At 71.7% G+C, this 16668-nt stretch carries 18 protein-coding genes; 8 read left to right on the top strand and 10 right to left on the bottom strand.

Features of this window, described 5'->3' with window-relative positions:
* The first annotated feature begins 361 nt into the window (after positions 1–361).
* Together ACFYWX_RS19850 and ACFYWX_RS19855 are read left to right on the top strand one after the other, a co-directional pair.
* Positions 362–835 (top strand): DUF5709 domain-containing protein, encoded by a 474-nt coding sequence (locus ACFYWX_RS19850; protein ID WP_389425349.1) that lies wholly within the window; start codon positions 362–364, stop codon positions 833–835.
* A 51-nt stretch (positions 836–886) separates the two neighbouring features.
* On the top strand, positions 887–1141 hold the full coding sequence (locus ACFYWX_RS19855; protein ID WP_389425350.1) for a type B 50S ribosomal protein L31: 255 nt from the start codon (positions 887–889) through the stop codon (positions 1139–1141).
* A gap of 89 nt (positions 1142–1230) precedes the next feature.
* Here the strand turns inward: ACFYWX_RS19855 and ACFYWX_RS19860 are convergent, their stop codons facing one another.
* The gene (locus tag ACFYWX_RS19860; RefSeq protein ID WP_389425351.1) at positions 1231–2025 is read right to left on the bottom strand and encodes a metal-dependent hydrolase; all 795 of its coding nucleotides are present in this window, start codon (positions 2023–2025) and stop codon (positions 1231–1233) included.
* 145 nt (positions 2026–2170) lie between these two features.
* On the opposite strand from ACFYWX_RS19860, the gene ACFYWX_RS19865 reads away from it, so the two are divergent.
* Both ACFYWX_RS19865 and ACFYWX_RS19870 read left to right on the top strand, forming a co-directional pair.
* Positions 2171–4684 carry a DEAD/DEAH box helicase gene (locus ACFYWX_RS19865; RefSeq protein WP_389425352.1) on the top strand — a complete coding sequence of 838 codons (2514 nt, stop codon included), beginning with the start codon at positions 2171–2173 and terminating at the stop codon, positions 4682–4684.
* Between the two features lie 19 nt (positions 4685–4703).
* Positions 4704–5570: an acyl-CoA thioesterase gene (locus ACFYWX_RS19870; protein ID WP_389425353.1), complete on the top strand. Its 867-nt coding sequence runs from the start codon at positions 4704–4706 to the stop codon at positions 5568–5570.
* A gap of 13 nt (positions 5571–5583) precedes the next feature.
* On the opposite strand, the gene ACFYWX_RS19875 is transcribed toward ACFYWX_RS19870, so the two are convergent.
* From ACFYWX_RS19875 to ACFYWX_RS19905, 7 genes are all read right to left on the bottom strand, one after another.
* Positions 5584–6489, bottom strand: coding sequence for a DUF6397 family protein (locus ACFYWX_RS19875; RefSeq protein WP_389425354.1), 906 nt, complete (start codon positions 6487–6489; stop codon positions 5584–5586).
* A 126-nt stretch (positions 6490–6615) separates the two neighbouring features.
* A complete protein-coding gene (locus tag ACFYWX_RS19880; RefSeq protein ID WP_133932453.1) occupies positions 6616–7029 on the bottom strand; it encodes a roadblock/LC7 domain-containing protein in 414 nt (137 codons plus the stop codon).
* 164 nt (positions 7030–7193) lie between these two features.
* Positions 7194–7799 carry an ATP/GTP-binding protein gene (locus ACFYWX_RS19885; protein ID WP_389425355.1) on the bottom strand — a complete coding sequence of 202 codons (606 nt, stop codon included), beginning with the start codon at positions 7797–7799 and terminating at the stop codon, positions 7194–7196.
* A 69-nt stretch (positions 7800–7868) separates the two neighbouring features.
* On the bottom strand, positions 7869–8282 hold the full coding sequence (locus tag ACFYWX_RS19890; RefSeq protein WP_389425356.1) for a DUF742 domain-containing protein: 414 nt from the start codon (positions 8280–8282) through the stop codon (positions 7869–7871).
* A gap of 22 nt (positions 8283–8304) precedes the next feature.
* The gene (locus tag ACFYWX_RS19895; RefSeq protein WP_389425357.1) at positions 8305–8742 is read right to left on the bottom strand and encodes a roadblock/LC7 domain-containing protein; all 438 of its coding nucleotides are present in this window, start codon (positions 8740–8742) and stop codon (positions 8305–8307) included.
* On the bottom strand, positions 8739–11246 hold the full coding sequence (locus ACFYWX_RS19900; protein WP_389425358.1) for a nitrate- and nitrite sensing domain-containing protein: 2508 nt from the start codon (positions 11244–11246) through the stop codon (positions 8739–8741). The genes ACFYWX_RS19895 and ACFYWX_RS19900 overlap by 4 nt, the downstream gene beginning before the upstream one ends.
* 107 nt (positions 11247–11353) lie before the next feature.
* Complete coding sequence (locus tag ACFYWX_RS19905; protein WP_389425359.1) at positions 11354–12127, bottom strand: MHYT domain-containing protein; 774 nt, start codon at positions 12125–12127, stop codon at positions 11354–11356.
* Positions 12128–12277: 150 nt separating this feature from the next.
* Here ACFYWX_RS19905 and ACFYWX_RS19910 point away from each other — a divergent pair, with 150 nt between their 5' ends.
* Positions 12278–12877, top strand: coding sequence for a class I SAM-dependent methyltransferase (locus tag ACFYWX_RS19910; protein ID WP_389425360.1), 600 nt, complete (start codon positions 12278–12280; stop codon positions 12875–12877).
* Between the two features lie 7 nt (positions 12878–12884).
* On the opposite strand, the gene ACFYWX_RS19915 is transcribed toward ACFYWX_RS19910, so the two are convergent.
* Positions 12885–13640 (bottom strand): alpha/beta fold hydrolase, encoded by a 756-nt coding sequence (locus ACFYWX_RS19915; RefSeq protein WP_389425361.1) that lies wholly within the window; start codon positions 13638–13640, stop codon positions 12885–12887.
* A 124-nt stretch (positions 13641–13764) separates the two neighbouring features.
* Between ACFYWX_RS19915 and ACFYWX_RS19920 the strand changes: the two genes are divergently transcribed.
* On the top strand, positions 13765–14289 hold the full coding sequence (locus tag ACFYWX_RS19920; protein ID WP_389425362.1) for a PadR family transcriptional regulator: 525 nt from the start codon (positions 13765–13767) through the stop codon (positions 14287–14289).
* On the opposite strand, the gene ACFYWX_RS19925 is transcribed toward ACFYWX_RS19920, so the two are convergent.
* Positions 14275–15171 (bottom strand): oxygenase MpaB family protein, encoded by an 897-nt coding sequence (locus ACFYWX_RS19925; protein WP_389425363.1) that lies wholly within the window; start codon positions 15169–15171, stop codon positions 14275–14277. The two genes, ACFYWX_RS19920 and ACFYWX_RS19925, sit on opposite strands and share 15 nt — an antisense overlap.
* 108 nt (positions 15172–15279) lie before the next feature.
* Here ACFYWX_RS19925 and ACFYWX_RS19930 point away from each other — a divergent pair, with 108 nt between their 5' ends.
* Positions 15280–15609, top strand: coding sequence for a hypothetical protein (locus ACFYWX_RS19930; RefSeq protein WP_389425364.1), 330 nt, complete (start codon positions 15280–15282; stop codon positions 15607–15609).
* A 135-nt stretch (positions 15610–15744) separates the two neighbouring features.
* The gene (locus tag ACFYWX_RS19935; RefSeq protein ID WP_389425365.1) at positions 15745–16593 is read left to right on the top strand and encodes a hypothetical protein; all 849 of its coding nucleotides are present in this window, start codon (positions 15745–15747) and stop codon (positions 16591–16593) included.
* Positions 16594–16668: the final 75 nt, after the last annotated feature.

The following is a 16668-nucleotide window of genomic DNA, read 5'->3' on the forward strand; positions in this document are numbered from 1 at the left end:
CGACGACGGAGGGCGGCCGTGCGCTGCCGGGTCCGGCGACGGACAGCCGCCGTGCGCTGCCACACACCACGGCGGACGGCACCCGTGCGCTGCCTGCCCGGCACCGCGACGGACGGCGCCCATCCGCCGCCGGGCCCGGCTGCCTCCGCCCCGACCCCCAGGTGGCAGCGGTCCCCTCTCGTTCCTCACCGTCTGCCGTTGCGCGGTGCCGATCCGGAGTGGAACGCTGGAAAGCGGCACCCGCTCGGGAAGCGTCCCGGAGTTTATCGGTTCGCGTCGCGCGCACCCGGTGTCCCGTGCCGCGGCGGTCCGGCGCAGACCGCGGCCGGCACGGGCCCGTCCCCACTCCCTGGAGGTACCCGTGAACAGCGCCGACGGATGGGGAGACGACGTGTACCAGCCCGACGCGTCCGAGGTTCAGGACGACGCGGGGCTGCTGGACGCGGAGGACACGCTGGAGAACGACGGCGTGGACGACCCGCTCGACCGTGGCTGGTCCCCTCCGGAGAGGCCCTGGGCCGTGGAGCACACCGGTGTGACGGCGGCGGAGCGCCGCCAGGGCGAGACCCTCGACCAACGGCTCGCCGAGGAGCTGCCGGACCTCGCCGCGCCCGACGGCGACGGCATCGGCGACATCGACGGCACCGACGGCGAACCGCTGGACAACGAGGTCGGCGCCGCCCGCTCCGGCCGGCTCGTGGCCCCCGACGAGGGCGCGCACGAGGACGATGAGGCCGCGCTGGTCGCGACCGACGTGGGCATCGACGGCGGCGCCGCCTCCGCCGAGGAGGCCGCCGTGCACATCGTCGACGACGAGGAGGCCCTGTCCGGCTGATCCCGCCGTCCCGGGCCCGCCGCCCCTGCCCCCACCGCACGAGGAGCGCTCATGCAGCAGGACAAGCACCCCGGCTACCAGCCCGTCGTCTTCCGCGACCGCGCGGCCGGCTACGCCTTCCTGACCCGGTCCACCGCGAGCAGCGACCAGACCATCGAGTGGGACGACGGCGAGACCTACCCGGTCGTGGACGTGGAGATCTCCTCGGAGAGCCACCCGTTCTACACCGGCAAGGCCCGCACGGTGGACACGGAGGGCCGCATCGCCCGCTTCGAGCGGCGCTACGGCGAGGGCGGAGCCGGCTGAGCCGTCACCACGGCCTGCGGAGTCGCCACGGCCTGCGGAGCCACCACGGCTGACTGCGCTCGTCGGATGAACACGGCCGGCGGTGCCCCTCAGATGAAGTTGAGCGCGGCCGCGCCGCCCACTCCCCCGAGCAGCATGAACACCGGCATCAGCACCTTCAGCTCGACCCAGCTGCCGGCCCGGAACCGCATCGGCTTCGGCGGACCGATCGGGTACCAGCGCTTGCGGCCCACGGGGATCGGCCACAGGATCGGGCAGCCGGACACGGTCAGCGCGTCCCCGATGTCGTGCACCAGGGCGCCCAGCACGATCGGCAGCCCCAGCCACAGGTACTCCTGGCCCGGCGCCGCGAACAACCAGTCCGAGCCGTTGCCCGGCTTGTCCAGCACACCGGCGACGATCCAGGAACTGGTCGCGGCCAGCAGCCAGACCAGGACGTCGGCGCTGGAGCCGCGCGTCGCCCGCCACAGCAGACCCTCGATGGCCAGCACCATGTGCACGAAGAGGATCGCCAGCACCGCCCACCGGCCGCCGGTGATCGCCGCCACCGAGGCGCCCCCGCCGATCAGGACCGCCCACACCCAGGTGTGGGTGAGGGTGCGGTGCCCGCCGGAGCGGCGCGGGTCGCCCTGCTTCCTGGTCGCCTTGTAGACGGCGTACGAGAGCTTGTCGACGATCTCGCACAGCCACCGCGAGAGGGGACCGAAGGAGCGGGAGATGGTGGCGGCCTTGTGGTCGAGATCCGGGGCGAGCGCCGCGCCGGCGCAGATCAGCGCACCGGACAGCAGGACCGGCCAGGGCATCGTGTGTCCGGCCGCGGCCGCCGCCGCCCCGACGCCCAGCCAGGCCGCGGCGCCCGACAGTGAGTGTGCTGGTCCCATCATGACCGTTGCCCGTCCCATTCCTCGTGCGCCGCTGTCCAGTTGACCGGGTGCGATGACGCTCCGTCGGCGACACAGCGTAGCTGCCGTGATCTTCGAGCCGGCAGCCGATTCCCCCATCGAGGGGGCGGGCAGGCAAGATGGGTTCGTGACCCTCATCGATCAGCTGCCGCCGACCGCCGACCCCGACGCCCTCTACGAAGCCTTCGAGTCGTGGGCGCAGGAGCGGGGTCTCACGCTCTACCCCCACCAGGAGGAGGCGCTGATCGAGGTGGTGTCCGGTGCGAACGTGATCGTGTCGACTCCCACCGGCTCCGGCAAGAGCATGATCGCGGCGGGCGCCCACTTCGCAGCGCTCGCCCGTGACGAGGTCACCTTCTACACGGCTCCGATCAAGGCGCTGGTGTCGGAGAAGTTCTTCGAACTGTGCAAGATCTTCGGCACCGAGAACGTCGGCATGCTCACCGGCGACGCGTCCGTGAACTCCGACGCGCCCGTCATCTGCTGCACCGCCGAGGTGCTGGCCTCCATCGCGCTGCGCGACGGCAAGGACGCGGACGTCGGCCAGGTCGTCATGGACGAGTTCCACTTCTACGCGGAGGCGGACCGCGGCTGGGCCTGGCAGATCCCGATCCTGGAACTGCCCCAGGCTCAGTTCATCCTCATGTCGGCCACGCTCGGCGACATGTCGATGTTCGAGAAGGACCTCACCCGGCGCACCGGCCGCCCGACCGCGGTGGTCCGCTCGGCGACCCGCCCCGTCCCGCTGTCGTACGAGTACCAGCGCACCCCGCTCACGGAGACGCTGACGGACCTGCTGCAGACGAAGCAGGCACCCGTCTACATCGTGCACTTCACGCAGGCGCAGGCCGTGGAGCGGGCGCAGGCGCTGATGAGCATCAACATGTGCTCGCGCGAGGAGAAGGAGCAGATCGCCGAGCTGATCGGCAACTTCCGCTTCACCACCAAGTTCGGGCGCAACCTCTCCCGTTACGTACGGCACGGCATCGGTGTCCATCACGCCGGCATGCTGCCGAAGTACCGGCGTCTGGTGGAGAAGCTCGCGCAGGCCGGTCTGCTGAAGGTCATCTGCGGCACGGACACGCTCGGCGTCGGTGTCAACGTCCCCATCCGCACGGTGCTGTTCACGGCCCTGACCAAGTACGACGGCAACCGTGTGCGCACGCTGCGGGCCCGTGAGTTCCACCAGATCGCCGGCCGTGCCGGGCGTGCGGGCTTCGACACGGCGGGCTTCGTCGTCGCGCAGGCGCCGGAGCACGTCATCGAGAACGAGAAGGCTCTCTCGAAGGCGGGCGACGACCCGAAGAAGCGCCGCAAGGTCGTCCGCAAGAAAGCGCCGGAGGGCTTCGTCGGCTGGTCGGACGGCACCTTCGACAAGCTCATCACCTCCGATCCTGAGCCGCTGACGTCGCGTTTCCGGGTGACACACACGATGCTGCTGTCGGTGATCGCCCGGCCCGGCAATGCCTTCGAGGCGATGCGGCGCCTCCTGGAGGACAACCACGAACCCCGCAAGCAGCAGCTTCGGCACATCCGTCGCGCGATCGCGATCTACCGCTCGCTGCTGGACGGCGGCATCGTCGAGAAGCTCGACGAGCCGGACACCACGGGCCGTGTCGTCCGCCTGACGGTGGACCTCCAGCAGGACTTCGCGCTGAACCAGCCGCTGTCCACGTTCGCGCTGGCCGCGTTCGAACTGCTGGACCCGGAGTCGCCGTCGTACGCGCTGGACATGGTGTCGGTCGTGGAGTCCACCCTGGACGACCCCCGGCAGATCCTCGCCGCGCAGCAGAACAAGGCGCGCGGCGAGGCCGTGGCCGCGATGAAGGCGGACGGCGTCGAGTACGAGGACCGCATGGAGCGCCTCCAGGACGTCACCTACCCCAAGCCGCTGGAGGAGTTGCTCTTCCACGCGTACAACACGTACCGCAAGAGCCACCCCTGGGTCGGCGACCACCCCCTGTCGCCGAAGTCCGTCATCCGCGACATGTACGAACGGGCGATGTCCTTCACGGAGTTGGTGTCCCACTACGAGCTGGCGCGCACCGAGGGCATCGTGCTGCGCTACCTCGCGAGCGCCTACAAGGCCCTCGACCACACCGTCCCGGACGACCTCAAGTCCGAGGATCTCCAGGACCTGATCGAGTGGCTGGGCGAGATGGTGCGCCAGGTCGACTCGAGCCTGTTGGACGAGTGGGAGCAGCTCGCCAACCCGGAGGAGATGACCGCCGAGGAGGCGCAGGACAAGGCCGACCAGGTCAAGCCGGTCACCAGCAACGCGCGCGCGTTCCGGGTCCTCGTCCGCAACGCCATGTTCCGCCGCGTCGAGCTCGCCGCTCTCGACCAGGTCGGGGAACTGGGCGAACTGGACGCCGAGTCCGGCTGGGACGCCGATGCCTGGGGCGAGGCGATGGACAAGTACTGGGACGAGTACGACGACCTGGGCACCGGCCCCGACGCGCGCGGCCCCAAGCTGCTGGTGATCGAGGAGGAGCCGCAGAACCGCCTGTGGCGCGTCCGGCAGATCTTCGACGACCCGAACGACGATCACGACTGGGGCATCAGCGCCGAGGTCGACCTCGCCGCCTCCGACGCGGAGGGCCGCGCCGTCGTCCGTGTCACCGATGTCGGCCAGCTGTGAGCCAAGGAGAAAACCAGTCATGACGAATCCGGCGGAGAGGCTGGTCGACCTGCTCGACCTGGAGCAGATCGAGGTCAACATCTTCCGTGGCCGCAGCCCGCAGGAGTCCCTGCAGCGGGTCTTCGGCGGCCAGGTCGCCGGCCAGGCTCTGGTCGCCGCGGGCCGTACCACGGACGGTGAGCGTCCGGTGCACTCGCTGCACGCGTACTTCCTGCGCCCGGGGCGGCCGGGCGTGCCGATCGTGTACCAGGTCGAGCGGGTCCGCGACGGCCGGTCGTTCACGACCCGCCGGGTCACCGCCGTGCAGCAGGGCCGCACGATCTTCAATCTCACCGCCTCCTTTCACAAGCCTGAGGAAGGGTCCTTCGAGCACCAGCTGCCGCCGGCCCGCGAGGTGCCGGACCCGGAGTCCCTGCCGACGGTCACGGAAGAGGTCCGGCAGCATCTGGGCGCGCTGCCCGAACAGTTGGAGCGGATGGCGCGCCGTCAGCCCTTCGACATCCGGTACGCGGACCGGCTGCGCTGGAGTGCCGAGGACGTCAAGGACGCCGAGCCGCGCAGTGCCGTGTGGATGCGTGCGGTCGGGCCGCTCGGCGACGACCCGCTCGTGCACACCTGCGCGTTGACCTACGCCAGCGACATGACCCTCCTGGACGCCGTCCGCCTCCCGGTCGAGCCGCTGTGGGGGCCGCGGAACTTCGACATGGCGTCGCTGGACCACGCGATGTGGTTCCACCGCCCGTTCCGCGCGGACGAGTGGTTCCTGTACGACCAGGAGTCGCCGATCGCCACCGGTGGCCGGGGCCTGGCCCGTGGGCGGATCTACGACCTTCAGGGACGCCTGTTGGTGTCCGTCGTCCAGGAGGGGTTGTTCCGGGCGTTGTAGCGCATGAGGTGGCTCACGAGCTTCTGCGGCGCAGCCGGCCCAGCAGGCCGCGTCGGCGCTGGGGCTCCTCGGACGGCTTCGGTTCCTTCGCCGGGAGTGGCGGGGCCGACCTGGTCGGTGGGGTCGTCCTGGGGCCGGGGCGTGGGGCGGGCCGGTGGGCGCGTGCCTGGTCCAGGGCCTGCTCCAGGTCGGCCCTCAGCCAGCTGATCTCGTCCGGGTCGTCCGCCGTCATGATCCTCTCGACGAGGTGCGCGGCGGGCGAACCGGGAGCGCCGTGAGCGGGCGGCCCCGGCCGGAACCGGTTCAGGTAGGCGCGCTCGTAGGGGTCCTGGACGATCTCCGCGATCTGCAGGGGGTCGAGCAGGGCGGCCACGGCGCCGACACGCTCCCAGGGGTCGCTGGTCTGCCGCAGCAGGAAGCCCAGGTATCGCCCCCGCCAGGTCCGGGGCCGCAGGTCCACACCCGCCGCCAGCTGGTCCCGCATCCTCTCGGGGGTGCGGCCGCTCAGCAGTTGGTCGTTCCCCCCGCCGCGGGTGAACTGCTCCAGTTCCTCGGCGAGATAGAGCCAGACGACGGTGCGGTAGCGGTTCAGGTAGAACTTGACCGGGATCACGAGACCGAGCCGCGCCAGGCGGGTGAACCTGGCGGGCGTCACCTCCATGACGGCCGCGCCCTCCGTGGTGCCCACGGCCCTGACGCTTTCGCGGAGCGCTTCGGGAAAGCCCTTCGCCGAGCGCAGCCGCTCGATCTCGGCATGCGGGACGTGACGGCGTCCGCCGCCTCCTTCGTCGGGTACGGTCCGGATGCGTCCGAGGTGCACGGCGAGGTCGAACTCGCTGCGCTTGAGGCCCAGTTCCCGTGCCGCGCGGCTGGGTGTGCGGGACAGGTCCTGCGGTGTGGTGAGCGTGTCGCCGGACATGGTCGGTCTCCCCCGTGGAGTGGGTGGCTCGCGCCGAGTGCGTTCGCCGTGAAAAAACCGTAGCCAATCCGGCGCTTTTCGTGGCGAGCCTGTGGATAACTCCACGGGGGTGAGAAAAACCCCAGGTCACATGTCCACTGTCGGAGTCCGTTCGGGCTGCCTGGCGTCCACGGCGAGGTGCTCGCCGACCCTGTTGACGAGCAGCGTCATCTCGTAACCGATCTGACCGATGTCGGCCTCCGCGCCGCTGAGCACGCACAGACAACTGCCGGTGCCCGCCGCGGTGACGAAGAGCACCGCGTCGTCGAACTCGACCATCGTCTGGCGGACCCTGCCGGCTCCGAAGTGCCGTCCCGAGCCCTTGGCGAGGCTGTGCAGTCCGGACGAGACGGCGGCGAGATGTTCCGCGTCCTCGCGCCTCAGCCCCGTGCTTGCCCCCGTCACCAGCCCGTCGTTGGACAGGACCAGTGCGTGCCGTACGTGTTCGACCCGCTCGGTCAGGTCGTCCAGCAACCAGCCCAGTCCCTGGTTCTGCGCCATGATCCGAAAATCTCCCCGTGTGATGTCTCCCCCTGGCCGGAGGATCTCTTCGCCAGCCTTCCCCACGACCGGCCGCCGGGCAAGGAGGACGGGTACATGGCAGAGAAGATGACCGATGAGGAACGGCGGTCGTCCGCGTCGGCCGGCACAGGTTCGCCGGACGGTCAGCCGACCGAGTCGAGCAGCCGGGCGGTGTGCATGCGGCCGGCGTACTCGACGAGCCGGATCAGAACCTCCTTCCCCGAGTCGCGGTCGCGGGCGTCGCAGAGCACGACCGGTGTTCCCCGGTCGAGGTCGAGGGCTCGGCAGACCTCTTGGGAGCCGTACGTCCGGGCACCCGAGAAACAGTTGACGGCGACCACGAACGGGATGCGCCGGTGCTCGAAGTAGTCCACGGCCGGGAAGCAGTCCTCCAGGCGCCGGGTGTCCGCGAGGACCACGGCGCCGAGGGCTCCCTGGGACAGTTCGTCCCACAGGAACCAGAAGCGGTCCTGGCCGGGCGTGCCGAACAGGTAGAGGGAGAGGCCGGAGCGGATGGTGATGCGCCCGAAGTCCATGGCGACGGTCGTGGTGACCTTCTGGTCCACGCCGTCGGTGTCGTCGACCAACTGGCCGGCCTGACTCAGCAGTTCCTCGGTGCGCAGCGGTCGGATCTCGCTGACCGCGCCCACCAGGGTGGTCTTGCCCACGCCGAACCCGCCGGCGACCAGGATCTTCAACGCCAGGGGGGCCGTCTCGTCAGCCGTGGCGTCGGAGTGCTCGGAGATCATCGATCACTTCTCTCGGGAGTGCCGGCAACAGGTGCGCGAGGTTCGTCCGGAGGGCTCACAGTCCCTCGGTCAGAGGGCCCGCAGTCCCTCGATCACCTCGCGCAGGATCCGTTCGTCGGGCAGTTGGGCGGGGGGCACTGGGCGGCTGACGGTGACGCGGCCGAGTTCCAGGAGGTCACCGAGGAGCACCCGGACGACGCCCACGGGGAGGTCGGCGCCCGCGGCGAGTTCGGCGACGGACTGCGTCTCGGTGCGGCACAGGCCGATCAGGGCCCGGTGTTCCGGCCCGAGCGCGAGGTCGTCGTCGACGTCGGGTGCCGCCGGGTCCAGGGTGACGAGGGCGATCAGGTCGAAGCGCACCCCGGTGGGACCGGGCTTGGTGCGGCCGCCCGTCATGGCGTACGGGCGGACCAGGGGGCCGGCCTCGTTGTCGTACCACTGGCTGCCCGGCTCGCGCGGGGCGCCCGTCATGTCCTCGGTCATCGGTGCGGACCGCCCTCTCCCGTCATCCTGCGGCGGGTGGCCGCGCGCCGACGCGCGTCGGCGTGTAGAGGTGCTCTCCGACGCGCTTGACCAGCCGTGCCATCTCGTACGCCACCAGGCCTATGTCGGCGATCACGGCGGTGAGGACGGCGAGGCAGGAGCCGTCGCCCGCGGCGGCCACGAACAGGAAGCCGTCGTCCATCTCGACCATGGTCTGGCGCACGCCGCCGGCGCCGAAGTGCCGTCCCGCGCCCTTGGCGAGGCTGTGGAAGCCGGAGGCGACCGCGGCCAGGTGTTCGGCGTCCTCGCGCCTGAGGCCGGTCGAGGCGCCCACGGCGAGGCCGTCGTTGGACAGCACCACCGCGTGCCGTACCTCGCTGACACGCATCACCAGGTCGTCCAGCAGCCAGTCGAGTTCGCCGGACCGCTGGGCTGCCCTCATGCTCGGGTCCTGGATCATGCGGGGTCTCCTTCGCTGCTGTCGCTGCCCGGTATGGCAGCGCGGCCCGGTTGCCTGCCTCCGCCGCGCGCCCAGCCGTCGCGGTAGGCCGCCATGCGGTCCCGTACGAGTTCTGGGGTGCGTTGGTCGTCGTGCGCCGGGCCCGGTACGGGGGCCGGTTCCGCGGGGCGCGGCTCGCGCAGTTGGGGGGCGAGGCTGGCCTGGCGCACCCGGCGCGGGAGGTCGTCGGATCCCTCGGAGTCGTCCGGGGGGCGGTGCAGGCGCAAGGTGGTGACTCCGGGGGGTGGGGTTTCGCTCGTGGTCTCCGCGACGGCCCGGACGGGGGCGACCAGGGCGGGCCGGTCGGCGGTCGCGGACATGGCCTCCTGGCGCGGTGCGGCGCCGGGCACGCGCGCGTACTCGCGTTCCGCGTGGACCGTCTGAGGGTCGGTCGCCTGGCGGGGCGCGCGCTGCGTCGCGCCGCTGTGCAGCAGCACCGTGGGCAACAGGACGACCGCGGTGGTACCGCCGTAGGGCGAGGTCCGCAGGTGGACCTTGATGCCGTGGCGGGCCGCGAGCCTGCTGACCACGAAGAGGCCGAGCCGGTCGCTGTCGAACAGGTCGAGGGCCTCGGACTGTTCGATGCGGCGGTTGGCCTCGGCGAGCGTCTCCTGGCCCATTCCGAGGCCCCGGTCCTCCACCTCGACGGCGTAGCCGTTGCCGACGGGCTCGCCGGTGACGCGCACACGCGTGTGCGGGGGCGAGAACTGGGCGGCGTTCTCGACGATCTCGGCGAGGAGATGGGTGAGGTCGGCGACGGCCGTGCCGATGACGGCGGCTTCGGGGAGTTGCCGTACCTCCACACGCGCGTAGTCCTCGACCTCGGACACCGCCGCGCGGACCACGTCGGTGAGGGAGACCGGCATGCGCCAGGCCCGGCCGGGCGCAGCTCCGGACAGGATGATCAGGCTCTCGGCGTGGCGCCGCATGCGAGTGGTGAGGTGGTCGAGGCGGAAGAGGTCGCTGAGTTCGTCGGGGTCCTCGGAGCGGCGTTCCATGCTGTCGAGGAGGCTCAGTTGGCGGTGGACGAGGACCTGGCTGCGCCGGGCGAGGTTGACGAAGACGCCGGAGATGCCGCCGGCCAGTTCGGCGCGTTCCACGGCGGCGCGCAGCGCGGCGCGGTGCACGGTGCCGAGGGCCTCGGCGACCTGTCCGGTCTCGTCCTCTGCGGGCGGTCCGGGCGGGGCCTCGGCCCTGACGTCGATCTCCTCGCCGGCACGCAGTTTCCGCATGGCCTCGGGGAGTTTGCGCCGGGCGATCTCCAGGGCGCTGTTGCGCAGGCTGACCAGTTCGACGACGAGGCCGCGTCCGACGCGCACGGAGATGACGAGCGACGCGGCGACGGCGGCGAGACCGAACAGGACCGCGGCGCCGGCCGGGGTGAGCAGACCTCGGGTGAAGGGGTCGGCCCGGCGCGCGACACCGTGTCCGGCGTCGCCCTCGATGGTCCGCATTCCGTCCTGCACGCGCGTGTGTGCCTTGTCCCAGCCCGCCTCGGGTACCGCGGCGATCGCGTGTGCACCCGGCCTGCCTGCGAGCACCTTGTCCTCGGCTGCGGCCAGTGCGGCGTAGGCGCCGGTGTCGGCGAGGTTCTGCCAGGCGGCGCGTTCGGGACCTCGCAGGTCCGCGACGGCGGACTTTGTGAGGACGCGGCGCGTGTCGACCGCGCCGGTGAACAGGCGAAGCCGTTCGCCGTCGAGGCGGCCGGCGATCCGCGCGCCGGAGAGCACGACGTCCTCCTGGGCCAGCGCCTCTCCCGCGCGGGAGAACTCGAGCAGTACGCGCGCGTCGGAGCCCAGTTCGGCGTCCTGGATGCCGGAGAGCGCGCCGCCCACCGCGAAGGCCGCCGAGATGCTCGTCGTGTAGCGCCCGTACGTCTCGTCCCAGCCGGTGCGGCCGTCGAGCACCGCCCTCCGCAGGGAGCGCAGTTTTTCGGCGCCGGCGACGAACGTCTCGAGGCGCTGGGCCACCCCGGCGGGCAGCTCCTGGCCGTCGGCGACGGTGCTGTCGTCGCCGAGGCGCAGCTTCGCGACCGCCAGGTCGGTGCGCTCGGAAAGCTCCTTGTATGCGTCGCGCCGGCCGGTCGTGGGAGCGGTCGCGTGGTCGACGGCGGCGGCCCGCTCGGCCTGGAGCGCGGCGACCGCTGCGGCGACGGGGGCCCGGACCTGGGAGTCCACACGTTGCAACTGGCGCAGCCGGGAGACGTCCTGGGCGGTGCTGACGGTGGCGTACGCCCACAGGGCGAGGAGGGAGACGACGGGCACCATCAGCAGGCAGACGATCTTGGCCCGGACGGTGCGTGGGCGTATCCGCCATCGCCCCGCGCGCGGGGGCGCGTCGTTCGCCGCGGTGTCCACCTGCTCGTCCGGCCTCTCGTCGGCGGGCGGTCCGGCGTGCGCGCGGCGGCCGCGTACGGGGGGCGGCGTCTCGGCGCCTGCTGTGGGGGTCCTTCGGGGTGTGCGCATGGCCTCCTCGCTCGGATGTGGTTCGGGCGTGCCGTGCGGCCCGTCGTGGTGCGGTGCCTGTCGATGTGGGTGCCTGTCGTGCGGCCCGTCGTGGTCCGCGCCCGCCGCTAGCCGGCGACGCGCTCGACGGGCCGCTGGGCCGAGGCGGATGCCTCTCGTTCCCCGGAGGTGGGTGACAGCGCGACGAAGGCGGAGGTCAGGAAGAGGTAGGACCCGAGGCCGACGGCGAGGGGGAAGATGAACTGCATCGCCGTGGCCCCGGGCAGGACCTCGCCGGAGGGCGTGACGCGCACGCTCACCGCGAACATCGCGGTGTAGTGCATGCTGCTCACCGCCGCCCCCATGACGAGGGAGGCGAGGGTGACCGCGAGGGGCGACTTGATGTTGAGCGCCGCCCACAGGGCCGCGGTCGCCGCGACGACGGCGATCAGGACGGAGAGTCCGACGAGCACCGGGTCGTAGGTCACGTCGCCGTGCAGCCGCACCGCGGCCATGCCGAGGTAGTGCATGCTCGCGACCCCGAGTCCGGTGGTGAGCCCACCGAGCAGGAGCGCGCGGGTGCGGTCACGGCTGTAGCCGACGGCGAAGACGCCGGCGCAGACGACGATCATGGCGACGAGGAGGCTGAGCACGGTCAGCGGTACGTCGTAGCGGATGTCGGTGCCGCTGACACCGAAGCCGAGCATCGCCATGAAGTGCATGGTCCAGATGCCGGTGCCGATGGCCGAGGCGGCGGTGACCAGCCAGTTGCGGCGTGACCTGCCGGTGGCACCGAGCGCGCGGACGGTGCAGCGCAGTCCGAGCGCGGCGCCGATGCAGGCCATCACGTACGACAGCACGGGGGTCAGCCAGCCGAAGGCGGCGTGGTCCAGGTGTCCCATGGCCCAGGGACGCTAGGGGGCACGGGAGCGCAGAGGGGGCGCGTTTCGAAAGGTGCTGGAATGTGACGCAGAAATGCGCCGGAACGATCGCGTCCCGCTCGAACATGCGCGCAGGGACATCCTCCGTGCCGGTGAGGGATCATGCGGAACATGAGCGACGACCACACACACGTCCAGGAGTTCTTCACCGCCCGCGCCGCCCACTGGGACAGCCGTTTCCCCGACGACGGCCCCGCCTACGAGGCCGCGGTCGCCGAGCTGGCCCTGCGTGAGGGCGACCGCGTGCTCGACGCGGGCTGCGGCACCGGGCGCGCGCTGCCGCCGCTGCGTGCGGCCGTGGGGCCCTCGGGAGTGGTCGTCGGGGCCGATCTGACCCCGGCCATGCTGGAGGCGGCCGTACGGGCCGGACGGGGCCGGGACGGGCACCTGGTGCTCGCCGACGTGGCCGCGCTGCCGCTGCGCTCACAGTCGCTCGACGCGGTGTTCGCGGCAGGTCTCATCGCGCACCTGCCCAGTCCGGCGGAGAACCTGCGGGAGTTGGCACGCGTGGTACGGCCCGGCGGCAAGCTGGCGCTGTTCCACCCGATCGGCAGGGCGGCACTCGCGGCACGCCAGGGCCGACAGATCACCCCCGACGACCTGCGCGCGGAACCCCGTCTCCGTCCGCTGCTGGCCGGTTCCGGGTGGCGGATGACGTCGTACGTCGACCAGGACACGCGGTTCCTGGCCCTGGCCGTACGGGAGGCCTGACCACCCCTCACACCTGTCCGGCGACCGCCGCCACGAAGGCGTCGGGGTTGTCGAACATGACGTTGTGCCCCGCGCCCGGCACGGTCACCACGCGCACGCCCGCCGCCTCCAGGGCCTCCCGGCCGGCGAGTTCCCCGCTGAACGCGCCCTGCAGGTAGACGCGCTCGATGGGCAGCCCTTCGAGGATGTCACGCATGGTCGGGTCCGATCCGCACCTCAGCCCGACGGCGCTGCGGTGCAGGGCGCGCGGGTCGGCGAGACGCATGGTGGCCGCCCACACCGGACCGACCTTCTCCAGCACGCGCGCGTGCTCACCCGCGACGAAGGCGTCCTCCTCGTACGAGGCGATGCCACTGCTTCCCGCGGTCGGCGGCGGGAAGGCGTCGAGGTTGGCCTCGGTGAGGACCAGCCGGGAGACCAGTTCGGGCCGGCGGTGGGCGAGCACGACGGCCACGGAGCCGCCCATGCTGTGCGCGATCAGCTCGGCACCCGTCACGCCCGCCGTGTCCAGGGCGGCCGCCAGGGCGTCGGCGTGGTCCTCCAGCGTGTACCCGTAGTGGGCGGGCCGGTCACTGATGCCGTGCCCGGGGAGGTCGACGAACAGGCTGCGCCGGCCCGCGAGTTCGGGGCGCGCCGCTATGTGCGCGTGGTACACGCCGGACGCCGCCCCCAGTCCGTGCACGTACACGCGCGCGGGTTCCACTCCCGGTGCCTCCGTCCAGCGGATGCAGCTTCCCCTGTCGTCGAACTCGGCCTGCTTCATCGCGTCCTCCCTCATGGCGTCGCCGTCGTGCACGGCACTCCAGGAAGATACATCGAGAACGATGTATAGAGAAACCGTAGTATCGCGTAGACGATGTACAGCGCGCGTGGGAGAGAATGCGGGCATGCTGGAGCTCGCCATCCTCGGATTCCTGTACGACGCCCCTCTGCACGGCTACGAGTTGCGCAAACGCATCACGGCGCTGACGGGGCACGTGCGTCCCGTCGCCGAGAGCACGCTGTATCCCGCGATCAAGCGGCTGGAGAAGGCGGGCCTCCTGGCACGCGCGACCGAACCCGGCGCCGTGGCGGCCCCCCGTCACACGCTGACGCTCACCGACGACGGCAGGGAGGAGCTGCGCCGCCGGCTCGCCGACCCCGTGCAGCGCGACATCTCCGACGAGAACCGCTGGTTCACGGTGCTCGCCTTCCTCCGGCATCTGGAGGACCCCGCCGCCCAGTCGGTCGTGCTGCGGCGCAGGCTGGCCTTCCTGGAGGAACCGGCGAGCTTCTTCTACGAAGGCGACCGGCCGCTGCGCGCCGAGGAGCTGGACGACCCCTTCAGGCGCGGCGTCCTCACCATCGCGCGTGCCACGTCCCGCGCCGAACTCACCTGGCTGCGGGACACGCTCGCCTCACTGGGCGGCTGACCCGCCCACGTGCCGCACGGGGCAGCCCCGGACGCCCGGCACCGGACGGGTGCCGAGCTCCTCCAGCCGGTAGCCGTCCGGGTAGCCCTTGATCTCCCAGTTCTGTCGCGCGTAGTGGGGTGCGCGGCGCGGCGGCAGCAGCCGGACGGCACGTCCGCGCAGGCGCACCGCGCGGCGCACGAACGCACGGGTGGCGGTACCGGGCTGCTGGTACCGGAAGGCCCTCAGGAGCGGTTCGTCGAGCAGGGCGAGCGTCGAGGCGCGCAAGACGGGTGCGAGCGGGCGCGGGTACCAAGAAGCCATCAGGTCCAGCGTGGCGTCCGAGACGCGGCGCGCACCCTCGTCCCACCCGAAGTGTGCCTCCTCGTAGGCGTCGAGCAGGGCCTCGAACTCCTCGTAGGACCGGGGGATGTCCTTGATGCCCATGTGCCGCCCCAGCGTGCGGTAGTGGACGGTGGAGGCGACGATCTCGTGGCGCGACATCCTGCGCCAGCCGTAGGCGTCGATCCACCGCTTGGGCATCACCACGAACGTCGACAGGACGTACCGCATGTCGTCGTTGCCGATGTCGTAGCTGCGGTGCATCTGGTTGATGCGGCGGACGGCCGTGTGCCCCTGCGGGCTGTCGAAGCCGTGCTCGACGACGGCGTCGAGGAGCAGCGAAGTGTCGTCGTAGCGCTTCTGGGTGCGGTCCGTGAGCTCCGCCGTCTCGGCGAGCAGCCGGCCGATGCCGGGCACGGCGTACGTGCGGTACAGGGCCAGCTCCAGGGCACGGGTGAAGTCCCAGGGGAACTCGTACGCCGACGTGAGCCGGTAGATCTCGGAGGCGTCCTCGTACGGGTCCATCCGCCGGATCTGCGCGAGCCGATCGAAGCGCTGCACCGCACCCTCCCCCTTCTGCCGCCGGAGCCCCAACTCTACGTTGGGTGGCAGTATTTGAGCGATCAGTAACGATCAGTATGGCAATCACACAGGGGGAAGGTGGTCGGCGTGTTCGACAGGGTTCGCAAGGCCTGTGCCCGGTTCCGGGGCGGTACGCGCGCGGAGGACACCGCACGGACGGGAGCGGACTCCGGCGGTGAGCGGCGCACCGAGAAGGGGCGCACGCCCAACCTCTTCGAGGCCGCCGCCGCGTACGTCTCGGCCTGCGTGGAGGACGACCAGGAAAGGATCGACGAGGCGGCGGGCTGGGTGTCGCCGGAGGCGCTGTCCTTCGGGGTCAACGAACTGGCGTGCCGCGCGGTGATCGCGCTCGCACGGGAACGCGACGAGTCGCCGCAGGCCGTGGCCCGTGCCCTTCTCGGACTGCCTGCCGCCTGATCATCCGGGCGTGCGGTGGTCGATTCGCCCCGTCCAGGTGGAAAACTGCAGCTCCGGTGTGCTGGGCAGTCGTGACAAGCGCCTTCTGGTCCCACTAGGGTGCGCGCCGTTGGACAAACCCATGGGGAGGCTGGGATGGCCGGGACGGACGAGGATGCCGTCGCCGCCGAGGACGATGCGCTCTATGTGCTCACGGCGGTGCTGTTGACGCCGGCGAAGTTCCCGAGTGTGCTGGGCGACGACTACCCGGAGGCCTGCGCAGCGCTCGGGCTCCCACCGCTTGCCGACGGTTACGGCCTGGTGTTGGGCCAGGACGGGGACGGCGCGCGGTGGACCGTCGTCGTCGACGACGTGTCGCTGGTGGCCGTAGCCATCGCGTCCTGGGACTGCGGCATGGAGTACGACCTCTCACCCGACGAGCGGTCGGTCGTCGCCGGCCTGCCGGGCTGGCCGCTGGCAGTCGCCGTCGCGGCCCCCGGCGTCCCGGCGCCGCACGACCCCGACACCGAGGCCGACGAGGGCCCTGCGCTGGCTCCGCCCGACACCACCATCTGGGGTCCGGCGCAGCGACGCCTGGGCGCGGACGAGATTGCTCTCCAGTGGGCGGCGTGGCGGGAGCAGATCGACGACGACGCCTTCGCGCCCACGAAGGATCCGTCGGCGACCTCGGACGGCCCGCCGGAGGGCGAGGAAGGCGAGGAAGGCGCGCCGAAGGGCCACAGCGGTGTCCGTCGCGTTCTCGCGGAGGCGCGCGCCTACGTGGACACTCCGCCTCCCCTGGGGCGCGTCCGGTCGGCCTTCGCGTCGGGGGACGCGCGCACCCTGCGTGCGGACGGCCCCGGCTGGTCGCTCGTGGCCCGCACCGACGACATCGCGTTCGTGCTGCTCGACGAGGAGCCGGGCGAAGTACTGCCGGTGGGCCGGGGGCCGGAGCTGCCGGGCCTGTTGGAGGCGCTCGACAAGATGGCCGTGCGGCCCAGCTGAGGCGCTCGCCCGTCTCGGGCCCGCCTCGGCGCCGGGTGCGCGCCCGGCGCGGGCACGCACCCGGTTTCCGAGCGC

Source organism: Streptomyces sp. NPDC002888 (assembly GCF_042888465.1).
Classification (GTDB): domain Bacteria; phylum Actinomycetota; class Actinomycetes; order Streptomycetales; family Streptomycetaceae; genus Streptomyces.

Coding starts and splice junctions, on each gene's coding strand:
- ACFYWX_RS19855 (WP_389425350.1), top strand. CDS start 887: ATGCAGCAGGACAAGCACCCCGGCTACCAGCCCGTCGTCTTCCGCGAC.
- ACFYWX_RS19860 (WP_389425351.1), bottom strand. CDS start 2,025: ATGATGGGACCAGCACACTCACTGTCGGGCGCCGCGGCCTGGCTGGGC.
- ACFYWX_RS19870 (WP_389425353.1), top strand. CDS start 4,704: ATGACGAATCCGGCGGAGAGGCTGGTCGACCTGCTCGACCTGGAGCAG.
- ACFYWX_RS19875 (WP_389425354.1), bottom strand. CDS start 6,489: ATGTCCGGCGACACGCTCACCACACCGCAGGACCTGTCCCGCACACCC.
- ACFYWX_RS19880 (WP_133932453.1), bottom strand. CDS start 7,029: ATGGCGCAGAACCAGGGACTGGGCTGGTTGCTGGACGACCTGACCGAG.
- ACFYWX_RS19885 (WP_389425355.1), bottom strand. CDS start 7,799: ATGATCTCCGAGCACTCCGACGCCACGGCTGACGAGACGGCCCCCCTG.
- ACFYWX_RS19890 (WP_389425356.1), bottom strand. CDS start 8,282: ATGACCGAGGACATGACGGGCGCCCCGCGCGAGCCGGGCAGCCAGTGG.
- ACFYWX_RS19895 (WP_389425357.1), bottom strand. CDS start 8,742: ATGATCCAGGACCCGAGCATGAGGGCAGCCCAGCGGTCCGGCGAACTC.
- ACFYWX_RS19900 (WP_389425358.1), bottom strand. CDS start 11,246: ATGCGCACACCCCGAAGGACCCCCACAGCAGGCGCCGAGACGCCGCCC.
- ACFYWX_RS19905 (WP_389425359.1), bottom strand. CDS start 12,127: ATGGGACACCTGGACCACGCCGCCTTCGGCTGGCTGACCCCCGTGCTG.
- ACFYWX_RS19910 (WP_389425360.1), top strand. CDS start 12,278: ATGAGCGACGACCACACACACGTCCAGGAGTTCTTCACCGCCCGCGCC.
- ACFYWX_RS19915 (WP_389425361.1), bottom strand. CDS start 13,640: ATGAAGCAGGCCGAGTTCGACGACAGGGGAAGCTGCATCCGCTGGACG.
- ACFYWX_RS19920 (WP_389425362.1), top strand. CDS start 13,765: ATGCTGGAGCTCGCCATCCTCGGATTCCTGTACGACGCCCCTCTGCAC.
- ACFYWX_RS19935 (WP_389425365.1), top strand. CDS start 15,745: ATGGCCGGGACGGACGAGGATGCCGTCGCCGCCGAGGACGATGCGCTC.